Source organism: Paenibacillus sp. B2(2019), assembly GCF_008370385.1.
Taxonomy (GTDB): Bacteria; Bacillota; Bacilli; order Paenibacillales; family Paenibacillaceae; genus Paenibacillus_AQ.
This window is the reverse complement of the sequence record NZ_VTZR01000021.1, coordinates 55,162-72,218: the sequence shown is the minus strand read 5'-3', so window position 1 is coordinate 72,218 and position 17,057 is coordinate 55,162. Positions and strand designations below refer to the sequence as shown.

Below are 17,057 nucleotides of genomic sequence, written 5' to 3'. Positions count from 1 at the left end.
CAAACTCTCAGCGGAAATTAAGCAAACTTTCAGAACTGTTTGTTATATTTCTCCTAATCTATCTTTAACCTACTAAGGAGGAATAAAAAACGAGAAAGTTCGTCCCTATTCTAATATCTGGAGGCCTACTCGCTTCTCTATTATTGGCTGGCTGCAGCGCGAATTCGGAGGCCGAAGGAACAACTGCTGCAAATGACCAAGCAGACACAGGTTCGTCAGCACAGCAGCCACAAGATAACGGAAATCAGCAGAATGGCGCACCAAATATGTCCATGAATTTCGGCAAGATTAAGAGTGTCAGCGATACTACGTTTACCATTTATACCTCGGAGATGCCTACACCCCCACAAGGTGCTGGAGAAGGTGGCGAGCAGAACGGTCAGGGCGGTACTCCACCGGAAAGACCTGATGGCGATCAAGGTACAGGAAATGGCACTGCGCCGGAGGGCGGGATGCCACAAGGGGAAATGCCAAAAGGTGGTGGGCAAGGCGGTGGACCACAGGGAGGAGGCATGCAGCAAACCTTCTCTGAAGAAACCACAGACATTACGATTGATGCGGACACTAAAATCGTAGCGGTTACCTTCGTTAATGGCACGCGTCAAGAAAATGCGATCACCTTAGCAGAACTGAAAGCTGATGATATTATCCAATATACGCTTAAATCAGATTCCACCGTAGCGGAGAGCATTACACTAAGTAATGGCAATCCCGGAGGAGCCGCTCCAGATGGTAGCACGAGCAGCAGCAGCTAATGAAATGCTGCGTAACAAAAAAAGATCTCAGGGGACAAGCTGGTTCCCCGGAGATCTTTTTATAAAACACACGAACTAGTTCTTATCAGACAAAATCAATACTCCACGAGCTGGCACAACTGCAGAACCGCTAACTTTATTGCCAGTCAGAAGATCCGTACGCTCAGTAGCACCAATATCCGCACTCAAATCACCAGTGGTGTGGTTCAGCAAGAATAGGTAGGATACGCCTTCCTTCACACGTTGCACAGATTCGATACCTTCCGGTGCAGTTACTAGCGGCTGAATGTTCTTGTCGGCACACAGATTGGCTAAGAATCCTTTCAAGAATCCCGCTTCTGGGCTGGTAGCCACGTAATACGCTTTACCTTCACCAAAGTTATTCACAGTCAAGGCTGGCATTCCTTTATAGAAATCAGATCCGTACTCTGCCAAAACCTCAGCGCCTTCGGCATGAATCAGATCGCAGAGCAGATCACATTTGTAAGAACCACTCAAATTACCCCACGCTTTGTCCATCACAATCTCATTGCTCATCCCTGGCAGCAGTGCATCAATTTCCTCAGCCCAGATCCCGAGTACGTTGCGCAGTTCCCCAGGGTAGCCACCTACGGTTACGAGGTCGTTCTCATTAACAATTCCGCTGAAATAAGTCGTAATGAATGTACCGCCTGCTTTTACAAAAGCTTCAACCTTCTCAGCAAAACCCGGCTTAACCATATACATCACAGGTGCGATAACAATCTCATATTTGAACAGATTCTCTTCTACACCGATCATATCGGCTTCGATATTTTGTTGGTAGAGTGCATCATAATATTTATGAATCTCATTCACATAATCCAAAGCTACGGATGGTCCGCTTGAAAGGTTGATAGCCCAGCGGTTTTCCCAGTCATAAATAATCCCTACTTTAGCTGCACTACGCGCATCCAATAGCTGATCTCCAAGCTGTCCCAGCTCTTTACCTAGCTCAGCGCATTCACGGAATACACGCGTATGCTCATGTCCGGCATGCTCAATAACAGCTCCATGATACTTCTCACATGCACCAATTGAACGACGCAGTTGGAAGAACAGAACAGTGTCTGCACCACGCGCAACAGCCTGATAACTCCACAAGCGCATAACCCCTGGACGTTTCAAAGAGTTATATGGCTGCCAGTTCTGCTGGCTTGGCGTTTGCTCCATCAGCATGAAAGGTTGTCCATTCTTCAATCCACGCATGAGATCATGCGCCATGGCTGTGAAGCTGACCGGTGTATCCAGTGAAGGATAGTTGTCCCAAGAAATGACGTCCATATGTTTAGCCCACTCAAAATAGTCCAATTCATCATAAAAGCCCATCAAGTTAGTGGTAACAGGTACGTTAGGACTGTGCTCCTTAATCGCATCGCTCTCAATTTTATAGCATTCCAGCAAGCTATGAGACATAAATCTACGGAAGTCTAATGAAATGCCTTGGAAGTTGGTGCGGTTTCCATCCCATTCTTCACTCAGCTCACTAGGCAGTACAATTTCTTCCCAATCATAAAACGTATGTCCCCAAAAACGTGTATTCCACGCTTTGTTTAATGCATCCAGAGAACCATAACGATCCTTCAACCAGACACGGAACGCCGCTTCAGATAAATCAGAATAATCATAGTTACTGAACTCATTCGAAACGTGCCAAGCTACAAGCGCCGGATGATCCTTATAACGTTCAGCCAGCTTTCCTGCCAGCTTCGCTGCAAACTTGCGGTAAACCGGACTGTTTGGATTCGAGTTATGACGTCCACCGAACTTGCGTTTTCTGCCCTTCACATCAACACGAGTAACTTCAGGATAACGATGAGCCATCCAAGCTGGGTGCGCTCCTGTACCTGTTGCCAGACATACGTAAGTACCATTTTTATATAGTCTATCCATTAATTCATCTAGTGATGAGAAATCATAAGTGTCTTCGGAAGGTTGGATCAGCGCCCAGGAAAACACATTAATTGTGGCAACATCAATTCCTGCCAGCTTAAACATACGCTCATCCTCTGCCCATACAGGCGCATCCCATTGCTCTGGATTGTAATCTCCACCGTACCAAATCTTAGGTAATTTATCGTTAATCACACTTCGCACATCCTTTATAGTATAATTATATATATATTGTAATCGGTTAACCTGACGCTATAAATATAAAATAATCTTCCCAGCATATAATAATATGGAACTAAGAGGAGATGGAGTCATTGAAGGGAATCGTGCATCGTAGAATTGTGTTCCCCCATGAGGGTGGACAGGATTTACCTATCACATTAGACAGTATCGGTCACAATCATCAACAGGAAAAAGTATCCCGCTTAGATGGCTACGAAACCTATCATTGGCTCCAAACGGCGTCTGGTGAAGGGGTGATTCATTTTGAGAATAAAAGCTTCTCCCTTCCCGCAGGCAGTGGTGTATTACTTCTCCCCTATACTCCACATCGCTATGAAGCTTCGGCTGCTAACTGGAGTACCTCTTATTTAACGTTCGGAGGCAGCTCCGCAGGGTCTATTTTGGAGACGCTGGGGATGAATATGAATTCTTTTTACCGCTGGGAAAAAGAGGCGCCTCTCTCCAAGCTGCTAAGAGAAATACTTGATCAGTATGATGCCTCACAGGACATGTTTGGTCTGACTGCCTCCACTGATGCTTATCGCTTTCTGCTTACTTTAAGCAAATATGGGCAACTGCATAACAACACAACGATATCCCGCAATGTGGATAAGCTGCAGCCGCTTCTGAAATGGATGGACAGCCATTATGGTGATCCTGATCTCGGACTTAACGATCTAGCCGATCAGCTCGGCGTCTCAGGGCGATATCTCAACAATCTATTCATACAAACCTTTGGGCTATCTCCTTATGCCTATTTCGTACGACTACGTATCCGTAAAAGCAAAGAAATGCTCGTAAGCCAGCCGGATCTTACTGTAAAAATCATCTCGCAGAGAGTAGGCTTCCGTGATGTTAGCCATTATGTTGCCACCTTTCGCAAGCAGTCGGGGACTACACCGGAGCAGTTTAGACGACTTCACTAATACTCTAAGGTGTACAGCTTAATCGCCTCCTGCGTAGTGAAATGCTACATAAGGTTGCTTATGACAGAGCTCATCGCTGTGTGGATCTCATTAGTATGGCATGTGTGTCAGAGTAACTGCATTTTGTACACTTAAATCAGCCTGTTCAGCACAAAATATCCATATAAGTGTATTCTGTGCAGTTATATTCTCAGCATTTGGCTGTGAACCGCGATACTTCGCATTATAGCTGCATTAAATACAACTAAATCCATTTCATAGCCCGAGAGCACAAAATAAGTGTAGAAAGTGCAGCTATTCCGCACCACACAAACTCGCCCTCTGCTCCTGCGTAGCATTCCACGCCACACCAACTCGCCTTCCACTCCAGTGCAGCATTCCGCACCATACCAACTGGCTTGCCTCGACAGCTCTCCCGACCCAAGGAGTGCATTCAATTGCACTTCATGCAATAGAATGTGCCTTTTCATCTCATTTCGAGCATTCTATTGCACTTCGTGCATTAGAATCTGGTGAAACCCATCAAAATCGACGTTTTCCATTAATCTGATTGCACAAAGTGCAACAGATTCAAATTCCCCCCCAAAAAGGAATTCTATTGCACAGAGTGCAATCACAATCACATATCACAAATCTCATCTCAATCTCAATCCCAAGGGTTAACCCCCAAGGAGATAAAGCCCTCTCCCCATCAGCAATTACTTAGAATCTTTTACATCTCCAGAATTTCCACACCATACGGCTCAAGCTGCAGCTCTCCTGAACAAATCGATTGATTCAGCAGACTGTTATACGCCTGTGGCAACGGGATCGTCACAGACTCCCGGCTCAAATTAAGCAAGAATAAGAAGCTTCCTTGATCTCCCGAACGCACAGAGGTCTGTACTCCATCCGGCAAACCCTCAAATCTAAACAGCCCCTGCTGTTTGGAAAGGCGCTCCAATAAAACTGACCAGAATCTCTCTTCCATATGAGTCCCAAAGTAATAAACCTGACCTTTTCCAAAAGCATTGACGGTTACAGCCGGAGTTCCACTATAGAAATCATCGCCATACCACGCAATCGGCCATGCCACAACAGGTCTCAGGATGTCGCACCACTGCGTGCATTCATATTGGTTCCCCTCAGCATCAACGACCTTATGGGTTTCAGCACCTATTGGATCATACTCCAGCACTTCAACCCCTGTGCAATAGCTCAGTAGCCCCGGTAGTGGCTGCATGACTGCGATGTTATTTGTAGTTTTCACGCCACTTCGATTGGTAATAAGCAAAGTTCCGCCAGCTAGTGCAAAATCCTCCAAACTACGTACGATCTCCTCATCCAGCAAATATAAATTCGGAGCAATCACTACTTTATAACCATCCAGCGATTGTCTAAGATCGATAACATCGCAACCCATACCGAGCTTCGTCACCGCACGGTGTATCTGTTTAATATTCTCATAATAATCGAATCCTTCAGCCTGAGGCTGAATATCCAGCGCTGCTTTCTCTTCATGAGAATGGAGTATAGCTACTTCATTCTTTAGCGTCGTTCCAGTTAGCTTCTCCCCGAGTGTATTAACCTCATGGCATAACTGAGTGAACTCCGCAAACCTTCGTCCTGGGACATTGCTGTGATCAATCAGTCCGTGCCAGAATTGCTCTGCTCCCGCGACTGCACTACGCCAGCGGAAATGAACGACGGTATCCGCACCTCTGGCTATCGTCTGCCACGCATAAGCACGAATCATCCCAGGATACGGCGTTCTCCACATCGGCATCCAACAACCTGGTGAACCACTTAGCTGCTCCATGATCCAAAAGTTTTGACGTTTAATACCACGGGTTACATCTAGTGAAAGTGCTCCGCTATATGGTGTTGTCGCTTGCTTGGTTGGAGAAGTATTCGGATAATAGTCAAATGCAGCGACATCCAGATCAGCACCGACTGCGTACATATCCAGACGCTGCGGATAGCTATGAAAGTTATGAGTGATAAAATGCTGCGGACAAACAGACCGCAAAATATCAATCTGGGTCTTCTGGAATGCTACCACCGAATCCCACTGAAACCGCTGATAATCTAGCAGGAATGATGGATTCTGATGTGGTGATCCGCCCATTGGAACAGTAAGCTCATTCCAATCGCTATATTCTCCACTCCACACAACCGTTCCCCACTCTGCATTCACCCGATCAAGGCTGCCATATTTGGCTTTCACCCAAGTGCGAAACGCTATATTACAAGCATCACAATGACAATCTAACATCCCGAATTCATTATCAGTCTGCCAACCAATAACGGCCGGGTATTCACTATAGTGCTCCGCAAGTCGCTGCGTGATACGACTTCCGTATTCGCGCAAAGATGCACTGTTATAGCAGCGGTGTCCGCGTACCCCCGGATGAAAGGTCTCTCCCTTCGCAAATACCGGCAGCACGTCAGGAAATTTCGTAGTTAACCATCTAGGAGGTGTAGCTGTGGGCGTACCAATCACAACCTGTAGTCCATACTTATGAAAAAGATCCAGCGCCCGGTCCAGCCACCCGAACTGGTAGTTCCCCTCCGTAGGCTCTAACCGGCTCCATGCAAACTCGGCGACTCGAACTACCTTGACACCTGTTTCCTTCATTAATCTGATATCCGGTTCCCACATGGATTCTTCCCAGTGCTCCGGGTAATAGTCCACACCCATCTGAATAAGATCATAACGTTTCATCGGCGCCCTCTCCCCCTATCTTGTTATCATCAAAATAAAAGGCGCTCCCCGTCTCATAATGATGAGGTATACGGAGAACGCCTTTGTTAACCACTAGTCCATTTTAATCTTCTTTATGAACGAGCTTCACTTATTTCTTAAGCTTGTCCCAAGCTGCTTGCATGCCTGTTATCCAGCCATTAACATCAACCTTGCCAGCGATCATCTGTTGAATCACACTAGCAAATTCTTGAGTTACACCATCAGGGAATTTAGAGGATTGCAAACCATACACTTTGTCTTCTTTTACATAGTTCCATACGTCAGATCCAAGCTTACCGATATCTTCAGGAGTTGCTTCGATGGTGGACAAAGCAGGGATGAATTTCCATTTTTTAACGATGTACTCTTTACCCATATCTGAAGTTACCAACCAGTTCAAGAATGTTTTAGCTTCTTCTTTAGATCCGGAATCTTTGTTGATAACAAGGTTTGCAGGAATACCTACAGTCATTTTGTCATTCTTTTCAGCATCTTCATTGATTGGCATAGGGAACATACCGATGTTCATGTCAGGTGTAATGTTATCAACAAGGGTTTGTGCCCAGTTACCTTCTTGCATCATTGCAGTTTCACCTTTAGCAAACATAGCCAAGTGAGTGTTAGCATCTGTAGTCAACGGATTTTTTTGTCCGTATTTCAAAGTCAAGTTGAGCAAGTTGCTCCAATCTTCAAACACTTTGTTACCTACGATTGTACCCGTACCGTCATTCAAGCTCTTAATGAAGCCATTTACATCATCTTGTTGAGCAAATGCTACGCTGATCCCTTGGTTACCAAGGAGCCACCATTCTTGATACGCATTACCAAAAGGAGTTACGCCAATCGCTTGCAATTTCTTAGCTGCATCTTCTAGTTGTGACAATGTTTTAGGAGTTTCAGTGATGCCTGCTTTTTCGAACAGGTCTTTGTTATATACAAAACCAATTCCTTCAAGGTTCATTGGCATACCGTACACTTTACCGTCTTTAGTCATTGGCTCTGCTGCCATAGGAATCAGATCTTTCACCCAAGGTTGATCGGACAGATCTTCCATCTTATCTCCCCAAAGCTCCATTTCAGCATATCCACCATTTGAGAAAATGTCAGGCGCGTCGCCGGAAGCAAACTTAGTCTTCAGTGCTGCAGCGTAATCGGCACCACCACCAACGGTTTGAATATCCAGCTTGATGTTAGGGTGTTCTTTTTCAAATTCAACCTTAAGCTCATTAAGACCTTCAACGATTTCAGTTTTGAATTGAAAGATCTTAACCGTCTTTACTTCACCTTTATCTGTGCCAGCGCTTCCATTTTGTGAGTTACTAGAAGCGTTATTGCCTCCACCGCATGCTGTTAATGCTAAACTCATAGCCATTACTGCCGAAAGTGCAACTGCCGAGCGTTTCTTATTCATTATATTTTCCCCCTTAAGATAGTGGACTACTTATGAAATATTTGGAACGGAGGGCTCGGTGTTAACCTTTCACCGAGCCAGCCGCTATTCCCTCAACAATGTAACGCTGCATGAACAGATAGAAAATGATAATTGGAGCAATCCCGATTACGAGAGCCGGAAGCGCCATATCCCATTGTTTGGTGTATTGACCAAAGAAGGAGAAGGTCGCCAGCGGAATGGTCCGAAGTTCTGGTGCCTGAAGAATCAAGGAAGGCAGCAGATAGTCATTCCATATCCCAAGTGCATTAAGCACGATCGTTGTCATTACCATTGGCTTCAGCAAAGGAAGTACTATGCGGAAGAATACGGTAATCGGATTACATCCATCAACAGTAGCCGCCTCTTCAATTTCAAGCGGAACGGACTTGATAAAGCCGTGGAATAGAAAGATTGCCATTGGAACACTGATCCCTAGATTCGTAATGATCAGACCTAGGAAGGAGTTGTTTACTCCCATTACATTTACAACTTTCAAGATTGGAATCATGATCGTTTGAAACGGAACAACCATTGCGGCTACGAACAACAGTAACAAAAACTGATTAAATTTCGTATTCGCCCGAACCATACGATAAGAAGCCATCGCACTAAACAGAGAGATTAGAATAACACTGATAACCGTTATGATAACCGAATTTCGGAAAGCTTCACCGAAACGTGCCAATTTCCAAGCACTTGTATAGTTCGACCACATAAATGTCTGTGGCCAGCTTGCAGCATCACTCAGAATTTCACCGAAGGATTTCACTGAGTTTGCTAGCAAGAAATAAAATGGAGACAGGAAGAGCAGGGCCAGAAGAATCATCAACACTTCCACGCCGATATTCCATCTGCTTTTTGTCTTGGCGTTCATTAAGCTTCTACCTCCTTGCTCTTCGTAATACGGACTTGAATCAGGGTGATAATCGCCACAATAACGAAGAACAGCAGCGCTTTAGCAGTACCCAGACCGTAACGATTGTTCAGGAAGGCTTCATTGTAAATATTCATAGCAACCGATTCAGTAGATTTGAACGGTCCACCTTTCGTTAAGGAAAGGTTAAGGTCGAACATTTTGAAGGACCAAGAAATGGCCAAGAACAAACCAATAGTTACAGCAGGCATTATTAATGGAACTACAATGTTGCGTAGTACCTGCCAACGAGAGGCACCATCAATATCAGCCGCTTCCAGGACTTCTTTCGATACGTTACTGAGAGAAGCGATGTAGATAACCATCAGATAACCGGAAGACTGCCAAACAAAAACCATTACAATCGCCCAGAAGCCGGTTGTTGCATCACCCAGCCAAGGAAGATTAAAGAACGACCAGCCTGTGAGTTCTCCCATTGTTGCGAACCCTTTGATGAAGATAAATTGCCAGATGAACCCGAGCAACAATCCCCCAATAACGTTCGGCATAAAGAAGATCGTCCGAAGCATGTTACGTGTCTTTAATGGTTTCGTTAACAGATAAGCTAGGAAAAACCCTACCACATTAGTCAAAATTACACCTAACACAGTAAATCTTACGGTAAACCAAAAGGAAGACCAGAAGTCGGGGTCATTCGTAAATATAGTGGAGAAGTTTTGAAATCCGACCCAACTTACATTACCGGATACACCGTTCCAGTCTGTGAAGGAGTAATACATCCCCATGATAAATGGGATAATCGTTATTAAGGTAAAAAACAAAACTGCAGGACCAACGAAGAATACCTGTTGACCTAACTGGGACAACTTAGTGCCGCGCATTTATTGTCCCCCCCTTTCTTTTGCTCACTTACTTGTTTATGCTTTATACACATATTATCTGTTTTTTTGAGCGCACCTCACACCTACGGAAGTGATCTTTCAGGTGTAAAATATTGATCGGATGTGACAAATTTCGATGAAATGGAACACGATTCGCACAAAAATGATCGTTTTCATCCTACTTCCAACACTAATTTGTATTATGGCCACGATGTTTATAAGCTACCACTTTAGTACTCAATCCTTAAGAACAAGAGCAGTAGATGAGAATACGAACCTTCTCTTTCAAGGTACTAGAAACATTGAAAGTCTGATTCAGGAAATCAATCGACTCTCCCTTATCGTCTATTCAGATTCAGAATTCTACAGATCTCTCGAAGCTGGATACGAGGATATGCTAGCAAATGCACGAATTTATTCTTCTCTAAATTACATTTCATCATCTATGCCTGACATATCTCAGGTCTATTTATACGGTGTCAAGGACAGCAAAGCCACTCTGCTCACCCAAAATACACCGAAACGTTGGCAGGGTGTTCCACCTTATTCAGACTCCAAGATCACTACCGATTCTGCGGTATCCTTACAGAGTACGCATTTAAGTCATAGCTACGGCCTAACGGCACCGATCCCGCAATTTATACCGGAGCCAGTCTTTACCTTACACAGAAGAATCGAAAGAGTCCCTACCACAAAAGCGCTTGGCTACCTGTCGATTGATGTCAAGCTAACGGCTCTAACCGACATCATCAGTCAGTTATATGATCAGAAGCAGGAGAAAATCTGGCTGCTGGATGGCAACGGAAACATTGTCTACGGGGACAATAGTGAAGAATACGGCAAGAAACTGAATGCAGCTTGGTACGATACGAATATCAGGGACAAGCAAAGCTCACAAGGATACTTTGAAGAGGACAAAGCTATGTTTATTTACCAGAATATCGAAGGTCCAGGGTTAAATTGGACGCTGGTGAAGCAGATTCCCGTATCTTATCTTTTCCGAGAAGCCAATGAGGCGGCAACGATCAATATAGCACTGATGGTCCTGCTGCTGATTACAATTACAACGCTAACGATCCTAATCTCTTTTCGAATCACCGCCCCGATTAAGCAGTTGACCCGCTATATGAATCAGGTCCAGACCGGGAAGCTTGATATCGATATCCGCCCCATGGGCAAAGACGAGATCGGTGTCGTTACAGAACGGTTCCGCAGTATGATGGATACGATCAACAATCTGATCCTGAGAGAATACAAGCTGGAATTAACTAATAAAACGAATGAATTGCGGGCTTTGCAAGCGCAAATCAATCCGCATTTCCTTAACAACACCTTGCAGATCATCGGTACGCTTGCCTTGGAGCTTAAAGTACCCCAAATCTACTCTCTTCTTTCTGCACTAGCGAAAATGATGCGCTACAGCATGTACAATGAGGAGAAGATTGTCACGGTTAAGGATGAACTGGATCATGTCAAAGCTTACATCGAACTACAGAAGGAACGTTTTGAAAATAAATTCAGTTTCCGTTACGATATGGAGGAAGCTCTTTTAGAGACATTTATGCCTAAGATGATTCTGCAGCCTATTGTAGAAAACTATTTCAAACACGGTTTTAACCATTCCCGCTCAGACGGATTTGTTGAGATCACCGCGGCCAAATTGGGCGACAAGCGAATGGAAATCTGTATTCAAAACAACGGAAATGCTATTCCTTCAGCGAAACTGGATCTTTTGCGGCAGAAGCTTCAACATTCCACTAGAACAGATATAGATTTATTAAGAAATACAGAGCAAGACAAGGAAGCTACAGGATCTGGTATTGGTCTGCCGAACGTTCTGGCTCGGCTCAAGCTCGTATGCGGAGATAGCGCCATCTTGACGGTGGACAACCTCAGAGCAGGTGGAGTGGTGGTAAGACTGGAAATAGACATTATAGCGGAGCGTGAGACGATATGAAGGCGTTAATTGTTGATGACGAGGCGAGAGTTAGAAAAGCTGTTAGACTTCTTGTCGACTGGGACGCACATCAAATAGATGAAATTCTGGAAGCCGGAAACGGAAATGAAGCTATTGAGATCATTCGGCAAGCGAAACCAGCCTTGGTCATTATGGACATGATGATGGAATCCGGTAATGGCGTAGAATTAATGACATGGGTTAACGAATTTGCCGGCAACATCAAATTCATTGTGGTCAGCGGACATAATGATTTCGAGTTCGTGCGCCAGACTGTTCGTCATGGTGGAATTGATTATATCCTTAAGCCCATTGAAGCGGAGGCAATCAATGTAGCAATCGCTAAGGCAGTGGCTGCTTGGCGTTCAGAGGAAGCTGACCGTAGAGAACGACAGAAGCAGAACATTCAGCTTAATGAGTTCAAGCCCATCTACGGAGAAAAACTGCTATCCGCGCTAATCGATGATCCGATCAACTCGGAATTATCTCTTCGAAGGTTGCGAAGCGATGGCATTATCCCGGAAAACGTCCTCTCTTCGCGCCTAATACTGGTGCAGACAGATACAGGAAATAATCTCCTACTTAACCGTTTTGGAGGAGACACCGGACTCCTGAACTACGCTATCGTCAATATTTGTAATGAATTTTTGCAAGGTCAGCGTAAGGGTGTGGCTTTTCGTTACTGGGGAGGTCCTTCGGAGATTGCCATCATTCTATGGGATATCCAAACGTCTGTTGTCGAGCTTATAGGGAGAATTAATCAGGGTATCTACTCTACTTTGCAGGTCCGAATGCATTTCGGAATTAGCTGCATCGGCAGCCTGCCTAAGCAATTATCTTATCAGCGTGCAGAGGTGGCTGAGGCCTTACAGCGTAGAAATTTATTAATTCATGAGGATTACTGCCATTTTTCTACTTCCTCCGAAGAGTTTAAAGAGCGCAATGAAACCGCAAAGACAGAAATTCAAGGACATGCATCGCCGACGATCTTCGCACATGTGAAGGAAGATTGGAAAATGGCGGTCATCAGCGGAAGCACTGATGTATTGTCCGCGGCAGCACAGCACTGGGTGGACGAGCTTAGCCGATGCGGAATTGTTACACCGGAGATTCTAAACTCGTGGAAGAATGATGCACTCTTATTTCGTTCCCAGTTGGTACGGGAAACGTTAGGTCCTGATGCCGATAGCGCACTAGCCGAGTTAGAACAGGCCGACCAGCTTCACCCAGCTCCTTATACGAATGGTTACTCGTTCTCCTTATTTGCTTGGCGTGACTGGTCATTTGATCTGATGGAGCGAATATCAGAAGTGATAGCCGCTAAACAAGCTAAAGAAAGCAATCCTATGCATGATATCGTGAAATATATCGAACTTAATTATGCCTCTGATCTATCCTTGCAGGAGATTGCCGGAAAGTTCTTTGTTAGCCGCGAATATATTTCACGCCGATTCAAACAGGAATACGGCATTAATTTCTCCGATTTCATCGTTAACGTCCGGATAGATAAAGCTAAATTGCTTATGCAGAACCCTCGTCTAAAGCTGTCGCAAATTTCCGAAATGGTGGGGTTTCATGATGTGAAGTATTTTAGCAAGGTATTCAAGAAACAGGTTGGTGTATCACCCAAGGACTATCGAAACCAGTTTAAAATTTAATTAATACCACGCTACGAGAAACGGTTGTCTCCTTTATGGAAGACAACCGTTTCTCGTAGAAATATAAAGATAATGTATAGCGTGAAACTTATATTTTCTTATATTTTTAAAAAGGCGTCCGCAACCGTCTTACCGGCTATGCCGTTCGGATGCGGGTCGTCTGTTCCACTCATAAACTCTGGTCTGATCCGGTGATCGTCTGGTGCTGGCAATGACAATAGGCTTGCTATATCAAACACCCGGCTCACACCTATAGGCGGATTAGACAAAATCTCACGATTCACCTTGCGCCAAGTTTCTTCTCTTTCACCCTGAAAATTGAACGGTGGCACCGTACTTAGAATAATATTTGCTTCAGCATTTGCCCCCTTGATCTTAGAAATAATGGTCTGCAAGTCACCAAGAAGCTCGTCCGCCGAACGGCAACCAATATCAATATCATTTACTCCGAGTACGATCATCACTTCATCACTTTGCTTAGTTTTGTTTAGCCATGGACCATCCGCGGCGACATCATAAGCTCTAGCCCAGCCAGAGCCAAGATTCCATACACCAATATCCGTGCCAAGGCCTTCCGCAATTCTCGCGACCCAATATTCGTACTCATCCTTTAATGTCCGCACACCTTGAGTAATCGAATCCCCCAAGAATACTAGTTTCTTGGTAACAGATTTCTTATACCCAATGAAGCTTGGCAGTACCAAAAGATTATCAGACGCTGTAAAACCATCCGCTGATTGTTGTGCGGCAAGATTTCCGGGCGCGTCATAAGCTGAAACCAGCATCCCTTCAACATTGAAAGGAATCGATTTACCTGCAGTGAGTGTCTTAATCGTCCACGTAAACGCCAAGTAATGACCCTCCGGTAGAACAATGCTTGTCTCATCACTCCAGAAACATACGCCAGCCGCAACGGTTTTTGAGGCTTTGCCCTCAAAGGTAAGCGCATGCTGTGTATTTTCAGTTATCGTTCCGTCTGGTTCTGTTCCTCCGTCAGCGATATAAGCTGTCTCGATAACCCAGTCGCCTCCAGGTTCACTGCCTACAGCTTCTTGCCCTTGATCCCATGTAGAATCCACCGCGTTGCTATGCCAGAACTTTAACTTCAACGTACCATTTTCCCTTAAACGAATATAAGTCCGGAAGGTATGCGTAAACGGTTCTTGCCTATTCATTATAAAATTCGCTGCAGTTGAAAGAACCGTTGCTGAGGTATATTCCGTCTGGTTCAATACTCCACTTCCCTTTGTTAAATTAGTATCCATAACATTCCCCCGTTATTCAGTAAGATTGTAACACTAAAACCTCTCCAATAAACCAAGGGAACAGATCGTCCACCCAGTTTACAAGAGAGGTAATGGCTATATCAATATGCTTTAAGAAACAATCTTATTTCAATGTAATCGTAAACGATACGGTTTTTGCACCTGCGTTTACTTTTACTGTAGTTTCATCTACTTGCTCTGCACCTTCTACAGAAGCGATAGCTCCCAGATCTTTAAGTGAAAGCGAGAATTCTTTACCGCTACCTTCCGCAGTAACTGTTACCGTACTGCCTTTACGGTCAGCCTTCACAGTCAATTCAGGAGTACCTTTGAGATCACGAACGGTTGCAGAAGTCGTAGTGCCATCTTCAAGTGAATATAAGCCGAATTTAACGCCATTCGCATAGTCGTAATCCGGTTTGTTATCCACACTGCCGATTGCCAGCAAGGAATTCTGGCGAACGAATAGTGGCAGGCTAAAGAAATCATATTTCTCTTTGCGCCATGATCCACCTTGTACGGTTTCACCAGTAAGCAAGTGAGTCCAGCGACCAGCCGGCAAGTAGTACTTCGCCTCGCCGTTTTCTTGGAAGATTGGGGCTACAAGCAAGGATTCACCTAGCATGTATTGACGATCCAACACTTCGCAAGTAGGATCTTCCGGGAATTCCATAACCATAGCCCGCATAGAAGCCCAGCCATGTTCATGAGCCTGTCCTGCTACATCATACAGATAAGGCATCAAGCTACATTTGAGTTTGGTGAAGAAACGGGTAACATCACAAGCTTCATCATCATAAGCCCAAGGCACACGGTACGAAGTGCTACCATGCAGACGGCTGTGACTGGACAATAGTCCAAACGCCAACCAGCGTTTAAATACATGTGCCGGAGCCGTGTTCTCAAAGCCACCGATATCATGACTCCAGAAACCGAAACCAGACAATCCTAGAGACAATCCACCGCGAAGGCTCTCTGCCATGGATTCATAATCTGCGTAGCAGTCACCGCCCCAGTGAACTGGGAACTGTTGACCACCGGCAGTTGCAGAACGTGCGAACAATGCCGCTTCATTTTTACCAAGCTTCTCTTCTAGCACTTCAAATACAACCTTGTTGTACAATTGAGTGTAGTAGTTGTGCATTTTCATCGGATCAGATCCGTCGAAGTAAACTACATCTGTAGGAATACGCTCGCCGAAATCTGTCTTGAAGCTATCTACGCCCATATCTACCAAATCACGCAGGTAGCCGGCATACCATTCACAAGCCGCAGGGTTGGTGAAGTCCACCAGTGCCATACCTGCTTGCCACAAATCACATTGATAAACGTCACCGTTAGGTTTTTTGAGCAGATAACCATTTTTCTTGCCTTCTTCAAACAAGCGGGAACGTTGCCCGATATAAGAGTTGATCCATACGCAGATCTTCAGCCCTTTATCTTTCAGGCGTTTCAGCATGCCTACTGGGTCAGGGAATACGCGCTCATCCCACTGGAAATCGGTCCATTGATATTCACGCATCCAGAAACAATCGAAGTGGAATACGCTCAGTGGTAGATCGCGCTCTGCCATACCATCTACGAAGGAGTTTACGGTTGCTTCATCGTAGTCGGTAGTGAAAGAAGTCGTCAGCCACAGGCCGAATGTCCAAGCTGGAGGAAGTGCCGGTTTGCCAGTAAGTGATGTGTAGTTGCTGATAACTTCTTTGATGGTAGGACCATCAATCACGAAGTATTCTAAGCTTTCTCCAGCTACGCTGAATTGCGCTTTTTTCACTTTTTCCGAAGCGATCTCATAAGAAACCAACTCAGGGTGGTTAACAAATACGCCATAGCCTTTGCTGCTTACATAGAAAGGAACATTCTTATAAGCTTGCTCGGAGCTAGTACCACCGTCTTTGTTCCAAAGATCTACGGTCTGTCCATTCTTTACAAAAGCGGTAAAACGCTCACCCAAACCATATACGAATTCACCTACACCGAGATCCAGTTCTTCACGCATATACGTGTTGCCGTCTTGATCCGTGATATAAGCCATGGACTTGAAACCGCTACCTGTAATTCTCTCGTCTCCACGATAGAAATCCACAGCCCATTGTTGGCCTTTGCGAATCACTACACGCAGTCCGCCGCTGACCAGCACAGTCTCGGAATCGTTTTCTTCAATCTTAACATGATCTCCAGTACCTTTCGTGAGTTCGAATACTGGACCGCGTTCTTGTACGCCATCATGATGAATAATCTTAACCCCTACCACACCTGGAAGCGGGGAATGAAATTTAACAGTAAGCAGGGTTGAATTCAGCGTTGCTGAACGTCCTGTGATTGGAGTCGTTTGAGTAATTGCTGTTAATCCTTCTGGAGTCTTTTCTACAACATAATTTTGAACTGCGCCGTTAATCGTGATACCATCACGCACCAGCCAGAGACCATCAGTAAATTTCATTGTGT

General features: G+C 44.9%; 12 protein-coding genes. 4 read left to right on the top strand and 8 right to left on the bottom strand.

What is annotated here, in order from left to right:
• The first annotated feature begins 143 nt into the window (after positions 1–143).
• Positions 144–755 carry a hypothetical protein gene (locus tag PAENI_RS19510; protein ID WP_149646424.1) on the top strand — a complete coding sequence of 204 codons (612 nt, stop codon included), beginning with the start codon at positions 144–146 and terminating at the stop codon, positions 753–755.
• Positions 756–830: 75 nt separating this feature from the next.
• Here PAENI_RS19510 and PAENI_RS19505 read toward each other — a convergent pair whose 3' ends face one another.
• Positions 831–2,861: a beta-galactosidase gene (locus PAENI_RS19505; protein ID WP_149646423.1), complete on the bottom strand. Its 2,031-nt coding sequence runs from the start codon at positions 2,859–2,861 to the stop codon at positions 831–833.
• Positions 2,862–2,980: 119 nt separating this feature from the next.
• On the opposite strand from PAENI_RS19505, the gene PAENI_RS19500 reads away from it, so the two are divergent.
• Complete coding sequence (locus PAENI_RS19500) at positions 2,981–3,814, top strand: AraC family transcriptional regulator (protein ID WP_076283846.1); 834 nt, start codon at positions 2,981–2,983, stop codon at positions 3,812–3,814.
• 244 nt (positions 3,815–4,058) lie between these two features.
• Here PAENI_RS19500 and PAENI_RS19495 read toward each other — a convergent pair whose 3' ends face one another.
• From PAENI_RS19495 to PAENI_RS19475, 5 genes are all read right to left on the bottom strand, one after another.
• Entirely contained in the window at positions 4,059–4,247 is a 189-nt protein-coding gene (locus PAENI_RS19495; RefSeq protein WP_223178978.1) for a hypothetical protein, read from the bottom strand.
• A 279-nt stretch (positions 4,248–4,526) separates the two neighbouring features.
• Positions 4,527–6,518, bottom strand: coding sequence for a beta-galactosidase (locus PAENI_RS19490; protein ID WP_149646421.1), 1,992 nt, complete (start codon positions 6,516–6,518; stop codon positions 4,527–4,529).
• Between the two features lie 130 nt (positions 6,519–6,648).
• Positions 6,649–7,950: an ABC transporter substrate-binding protein gene (locus PAENI_RS19485; RefSeq protein ID WP_149646420.1), complete on the bottom strand. Its 1,302-nt coding sequence runs from the start codon at positions 7,948–7,950 to the stop codon at positions 6,649–6,651.
• 61 nt (positions 7,951–8,011) lie between these two features.
• Positions 8,012–8,845: a carbohydrate ABC transporter permease gene (locus PAENI_RS19480; protein WP_042185063.1), complete on the bottom strand. Its 834-nt coding sequence runs from the start codon at positions 8,843–8,845 to the stop codon at positions 8,012–8,014.
• Entirely contained in the window at positions 8,845–9,726 is an 882-nt protein-coding gene (locus PAENI_RS19475) for a carbohydrate ABC transporter permease (RefSeq protein WP_149646419.1), read from the bottom strand. The genes PAENI_RS19480 and PAENI_RS19475 overlap by 1 nt, the downstream gene beginning before the upstream one ends.
• Positions 9,727–9,889: 163 nt before the next feature.
• Between PAENI_RS19475 and PAENI_RS19470 the strand changes: the two genes are divergently transcribed.
• Both PAENI_RS19470 and PAENI_RS19465 read left to right on the top strand, forming a co-directional pair.
• A complete protein-coding gene (locus PAENI_RS19470; protein WP_262495658.1) occupies positions 9,890–11,683 on the top strand; it encodes a cache domain-containing sensor histidine kinase in 1,794 nt (597 codons plus the stop codon).
• Complete coding sequence (locus tag PAENI_RS19465) at positions 11,680–13,341, top strand: helix-turn-helix domain-containing protein (protein WP_149646417.1); 1,662 nt, start codon at positions 11,680–11,682, stop codon at positions 13,339–13,341. The genes PAENI_RS19470 and PAENI_RS19465 overlap by 4 nt, the downstream gene beginning before the upstream one ends.
• A 98-nt stretch (positions 13,342–13,439) precedes the next feature.
• On the opposite strand, the gene PAENI_RS19460 is transcribed toward PAENI_RS19465, so the two are convergent.
• On the bottom strand, positions 13,440–14,606 hold the full coding sequence (locus PAENI_RS19460; RefSeq protein ID WP_149646416.1) for an SGNH/GDSL hydrolase family protein: 1,167 nt from the start codon (positions 14,604–14,606) through the stop codon (positions 13,440–13,442).
• Positions 14,607–14,730: 124 nt separating this feature from the next.
• Positions 14,731–17,052: an alpha-xylosidase gene (gene yicI, locus PAENI_RS19455; RefSeq protein WP_149646415.1), complete on the bottom strand. Its 2,322-nt coding sequence runs from the start codon at positions 17,050–17,052 to the stop codon at positions 14,731–14,733.
• Between the last annotated feature and the right edge of the window lie 5 nt (positions 17,053–17,057).